General features: G+C 70.8%; 7 protein-coding genes and 1 tRNA gene. 3 read left to right on the top strand and 5 right to left on the bottom strand.

Annotated elements, in window-relative coordinates:
- Both D7Y15_RS42160 and D7Y15_RS42155 read left to right on the top strand, forming a co-directional pair.
- Window positions 1-582, top strand: a 582-nt coding sequence (locus D7Y15_RS42160) for a DUF3592 domain-containing protein (protein WP_233597537.1), incomplete at its 5' end; no start/stop codon positions are given.
- A gap of 168 nt (window positions 583-750) precedes the next feature.
- Window positions 751-1,173 carry a DUF3592 domain-containing protein gene (locus D7Y15_RS42155; protein ID WP_120581573.1) on the top strand — a complete coding sequence of 141 codons (423 nt, stop codon included), beginning with the start codon at window positions 751-753 and terminating at the stop codon, window positions 1,171-1,173.
- Between the two features lie 33 nt (window positions 1,174-1,206).
- Here D7Y15_RS42155 and D7Y15_RS42150 read toward each other — a convergent pair whose 3' ends face one another.
- From D7Y15_RS42150 to D7Y15_RS42130, 5 genes are all read right to left on the bottom strand, one after another.
- A complete protein-coding gene (locus tag D7Y15_RS42150; protein WP_120581572.1) occupies window positions 1,207-2,169 on the bottom strand; it encodes a PD40 domain-containing protein in 963 nt (320 codons plus the stop codon).
- A 133-nt stretch (window positions 2,170-2,302) separates the two neighbouring features.
- Entirely contained in the window at window positions 2,303-2,833 is a 531-nt protein-coding gene (locus D7Y15_RS42145) for a non-proteolytic archaemetzincin-like protein (protein WP_120581571.1), read from the bottom strand.
- Between the two features lie 59 nt (window positions 2,834-2,892).
- Window positions 2,893-2,966 (bottom strand) — tRNA-Gln (locus D7Y15_RS42140).
- Window positions 2,967-3,144: 178 nt separating this feature from the next.
- Window positions 3,145-4,302 (bottom strand): RtcB family protein, encoded by a 1,158-nt coding sequence (locus tag D7Y15_RS42135; protein ID WP_121756080.1) that lies wholly within the window; start codon window positions 4,300-4,302, stop codon window positions 3,145-3,147.
- Window positions 4,299-4,697 (bottom strand): ribosome-binding factor A, encoded by a 399-nt coding sequence (locus D7Y15_RS42130; protein WP_169822611.1) that lies wholly within the window; start codon window positions 4,695-4,697, stop codon window positions 4,299-4,301. The genes D7Y15_RS42135 and D7Y15_RS42130 overlap by 4 nt, the downstream gene beginning before the upstream one ends.
- Between D7Y15_RS42130 and D7Y15_RS42125 the strand changes: the two genes are divergently transcribed.
- A complete protein-coding gene (locus tag D7Y15_RS42125; protein WP_120577336.1) occupies window positions 4,696-4,878 on the top strand; it encodes a hypothetical protein in 183 nt (60 codons plus the stop codon). The two genes, D7Y15_RS42130 and D7Y15_RS42125, sit on opposite strands and share 2 nt — an antisense overlap.
- Window positions 4,879-5,145: the final 267 nt, after the last annotated feature.

Genomic DNA, 5,145 nt, shown 5'->3' with positions numbered 1-5,145 from the left:
TCCCTCCCCCATCCTGAAGGATTCATGACCTTCATCTTCGGGTTCCTGATCTGGGCCATCCTCCCGGGGGCCTGCCTGTTCACCATGGTGAGGGTGCTGCGCCAGCACCGGCTCACCCGGGAGCTGCGAGCGCGGGGACTGCGCGCTCCGGGCGAGGTCGTCAACCTGCGCACGGACTTCCTGTCGAACTCCGTGATCATGGAGTACGTCTTCCATCTGCCGGACGGTTCGGAGCACCACGAGGCGCTCCGCCTGAGCAGGCGCCCCCTGCGCTCGCATCCCTCGGTGGGGGACCCACTCGAAGTCACCTACCTCCCGGACGACCCCCGCCAGCATCAACGCGCAGGGGCGGAAGTCGGGCTGCTCACGCTCGTGGCCACGATGGTCGTCCTGGTGCTCGTCATGGTCGTGGGCGGGTACATCGTGTACCAGATGATGATGCCCCACCCCACGCAGGGCCACGCGCGAGCCCCGCTGGAGCCCGTCACCTCGCAGGGCTTGCGCCAGACCGGCGAGCCTCCGCGGAATGCCGTACAGGAGCAGCAGCGGCAGGATGTGGCACGGGAAGCCCCCTCCCCGTGAACCCCCTCATCCAGAGGGTGGCCCTGGCGCGCTTCGTCCTGGACCGTGGCGTCCGTCTTCTCCCTGCCGGACGGCGCGGAGCACCACGGCACGTCTTGCAATGACGGGGGAAGGGCCAATCCCTCCGCGTTGCCTTCGAGTCCGCGCCCCCGTCATCCTGAGGCATCCATGCTCCCCATCAATGCGATCCTGCTCATGGTGTTCTTCGTGGGGGCGCCCCTGGCGCTGACGGTGATGCTGGTGCGCCAGCACCGGCTCACCCTGGCGCTGCGGGAGCGCGGACGGCCCGCCCGGGGCAAGGTGGTCCGCATCCGCGAAAGCTGGTTGAACGTGAACCACGTGTTCGTGGAGTACGTCTTCCGCCTGCCAGACGGTTCGGAGATCCACGGCAAGTACAAGATCCACCGGCACGTGTTGCCGTCCCAGCCCGTGTCCGAGGGCGACCCCCTGGAGTTCCTCTACCTGCCGGACGCCCCCCACAGGCACCAGCGCGCGGACGTGGAGAGCGGGCGCCTCAACCTCCTGACCGGGATCTTCGGCCTCGCGGTCCTCTTGACCCTGGCCTTCATCACGTGGATGAACGCGCGCTGAAGGGTCCCGGACCGCGCGGCCCCAGGGCGCGGTTTAGTTGGGCCCGTAGAAGGGCTCGCCCGCGGCGGGCACCGCGAGCGTCACGGAGCTGGCCACGGAAGACACCGGGGCGCGGTAGATGCTCGGGTCACCGCCGGAGTCGTTGAAGAGGAAGCCCAGCTCCGTGCTGCTCGTCCAGCTGGGGAAGCTCTCCTCCACGGTGCTCGCCGTGTAGTCCGTCAGCCGCCGCACGGAGCCGCTGATGCCGTTGGCCGTCGCGTTGCCCACGAAGATGCGCGTGCTGCCGTTGGACAGCCGCCCGTCCAGCGCCACCTGCCGCCCGTCCGGGGACACCACCGCGCGGTTCGCGATGGCCAGCACCTCGTTGCCCAGCGCCACGAAGTTGGCGCTGCCACCGCCGGCCGGCACGAACGCGAGCTGGTTGTAGAAGGAGGCACTGCTGCCCGCGGGCGCCACCACCGTGTTGCCGCTGGGGAAGAAGGACGGCGACCCGAAGGCGATGCCCGCGTTGGGCGTCAACTCCACGAAGCCGCTGCCATCCACCGCGATGCGCGCCAGCGAGCTCAGCGCCCCCGACGTCCGCTCGAACGCGAAGACGATGAAGCGGCCATCCGGGCTGAACGTGGGCCCGCGGAAGCCAGTGCAGCTGCCGCATGCCGCGTCGTTGGTGCTCAGCAGCGTGGCCACCGGCCCGCCCGTGGTGGGCACCGTCTGGAGCGAGTACGTGTTTCCAGAGCGCTGCACGAACACGATGCTGTTGCCGTTCTTGGAGATGGAGGGCGTGTACGCGCCGCCGGCCGTCGTCAGCCGCTGCGGACTGTTGGGGTCGCCGTCGTCGTCCACCACGTAGATGTTCCGGTCGCCGCGCACGAAGGCGAAGCCCCGGTCGAAGAGGACGTCACCCGTGGTGCCGCCACCGCCAAAGTCCGTGGGCTCACACGCCCCCAACAACCCCACCGCCACCACACCGCCGAGCAACCGCCGCATGCCCATCATCGCTGTCTCTCCCGCCGTGCCGGCCCTGTCACACGCGCGCTTCGCGCCCGAACACTACAGGGCGCGCCGGACAAGACGTCAACGCACACGGAGGCATTCACGCGCCCCCGTGTCCGGGAGCGCGCACGCGCCTTCAGCGGTTGAGACGGTTCAGTTCGTTGCGGCAGACGTTGCAGGGGCCCAGCGACTTGCGGTCGATGTCCTGCGGGGACTGCGGGAGGAACATCACGCAGCGTGAGTCCTCGCAGTACGACAGGCCGATGAGGTGCCCGGCCTGGTGCACCGCCTCCACCTGCACGCGGCGGCGCAGCGTTTCGCCCTCCGCGCCCTGGCGCAGCCGGTACAGGCTCATCACCGCGACCTTGGACTCCCGGTCCGCCTGCCCGAAGACGAAGGGCGAGTCCGGTTCGAAGAGGTCCGCGTCCGTCACGCCCATCACCAGCTCCTGCGGCGCTTCATCCAGCACCGTACCCAACCGGCGCATGATGGCGTTGCAGTGGTACTGGCTGCGGTCCTTGTTGAAGGCATAGGCCGGGGAGGACAGCGCCATCCGGCTCACGACCGAGCTGACGCCCAGATGGGTCGTCAGCGGTTCCTGCAAGGCGTTCACGATCGCGGACGGTGGACTGCCCACGGTGACCAGCAGGAGCGTCTTCTGCGGCATCAGCCCACCGCCTTCTACCTCCGGACGGACGACGTTGACCGCGTCCCCCCGGAGCGGAGTGGCTGGGGCGCAAGGATTCGAACCTTGATAATCAGAGTCAAAGTCTGACGTCCTGCCATTAGACGACGCCCCAGCAGGTTCGCACGCGTACTCGTGGGCCGATACTACGGCACTTTGACGGGCGCGGGAACCCACTCTGACGCTGCCCCCTTCAGTCCATGGAGTGCGGGGGGTGGATCACTCCCCCGGACGCCACCTGGGAGGCTGCCGGGGGGACGGGCTGTCATCCACCCGACAGCTGAGGCCCCTCTTCAGCCCTTCAGCACGGCCAGGGGCGTGAGCCGGACGCGGGGCGTCACGAGTTCCGCCTCGTCCTCCAGCACCTCGGTGAGGTCCCGGTAGGCGGCGGGGGCCTCCTCCACCAGGGCGCGGGTCCGGCCCGGGTCGAACACCACGCGGCGCAGGGCGTGGACCAGGGCGTCCGGGCGGATGCGGGCGCGGGCCTCCGTCCGGGTGAGCACGCGGCCCGCGCCGTGCGAGCAGGAGCGGAAGGCGCGGGGCTCCCCCTGCCCTTCGACGACGTAGGAGGCCGTGCCCATGGAGCCGGGGATGAGCCCCCGGGCTCCGGCATCCAGCCCCACCGCGCCCTTGCGGTGGACCCAGAGTGCGCGGCCGAAGTGCGTCTCGGAGGCGACGTGGTTGTGGTGCACGTCCACGGTGCTGTCCGGGTCCGGGGCCACGCCCAGCACGTCCGCCAGCACCGCCAGGGCCCGGGCGGCGAGCTGGTCCCGGTTCGCTCGGGCGAAGCGGCACGCCAGGTCCAGGTCATTCACGCAGGCCCGGCCCGCTTCGGTGCGGGTGTCGAGCGCGGGCGGCGTGCCCTGTCCCAGCACCTGGGCCACGCGCTGGTGGTGTTCCCCCACGGCGCCCCCCACGCCCCGCGAACCGGAGTGGATGAGCAGCCAGAGGTCCCCCGCCCCATCGCGGTCCAGCTCCAGGAAGTGGTTGCCCCCACCGAGCGTGCCCAGGTGACGCGGCGCCAGTCGCTCCCAGGCATGCGCGAGCTTCTGGGTGGACAGCGGCGGAGCTTCGAGCCCCGGCGGCAGGGACAGGCCTCGCCCCCGGTGCACCGCGTCCCCCACCGGGATGACCCGGGCGAGCTGGGACAGGAGCCGCTCCAGGTCCGCTCGCGAGAGTGAAGCGGCGGGGAAGGCGAAGCGGTGCGCGCTCACGCCGCAGCCCAGGTCGTTGCCCAGCGCGCCGGGGACGACGTGGGCTTCCGTGGCGAAGACGGTGCCCACCGCCACGCCCGACGCGAGGTGCACGTCCGGCATCACCGCCACGTGCTCCGTGACGTAGGGCTGCGCGGCGAGTTGCTGGAGCTGCTTCAAGGCCGCCGGGGGCACCGTGCGCGCCCAGGCGAGGAGGGGCACCGCGCCCGGTGGGACTTCGAGGACGCGGGGCATCATGCGTCACCCCCGTCCTCGGCTTCGGTGCGTGGGGCGGTGCCCACGAGGACGAAGCGCAGGTGCGGGGTGCGCTTGAGATTCAGGTGCTGCGCGAGCCGCGAGCGCAGGAAGCCCTCCGCTCGGGCGAGGGCCTCCTTCACGGTGGCGGGGTTCGCGTCGTGCGGCAGCGAGTAACCGATGCGCACGGTGCGGCCTTCGGGGGACAGCTCGCACGACGTCAGCGCGACGCCTTCGAGACGGGGGTCGGACAGCTCGCTCCGGAAGAGCAGCGAGACGTCCTCGGAGAGGGTGGACTGGACGCGCAGGTGACGCGCGGACGGAGCTTCGGAATGGAACAGCGAGGAGCCCGAGCGCCGGAGGGACGTGCGGGTACGGCGATGCTTGGAAGAGGACATGAACGAAGACGGATTCCTGCGGGCCGTGCCGGAGCACGGCCGGGGTGTGCACGCGAACGACACCGCGCGGACACGCCGTCTGGACCTCACGTCGGAGGCGTCCTCCACGGCCGCGACAGCGCTCGGACGGGCGCTGACTTCGGACGGGCGCTGGACGCCGCCGGTGACGCTAGAAGCGTGACCCCGCGGAGCGGACCGAGACCACCTTGGCGACACGTCCCATGGCACACCTCCCGCCGCGCACCCGACGCGCGGACCGTCCACCGGACGCGGGGAACACACGCATCCGTCCGCCCCCTGACGCGGGGGCCTTCCAGGTCCTGACGAAAGGCGGTGCTGTCCTCTGGTGACCAGCCGCTCCATCCACCATCCGACGCGCGGCGCCAGTCGGATTGGCGGGACGGCCGTCCCGGGGCAAGCAGGGGGCGGGAGCTGTCTCTTATACACA

Source organism: Corallococcus sp. AB030 (assembly GCF_003668965.1).
Lineage (GTDB): Bacteria > Myxococcota > Myxococcia > Myxococcales > Myxococcaceae > Corallococcus > Corallococcus exiguus.
This window is presented reverse-complemented; position numbering and strand designations above follow the sequence as displayed.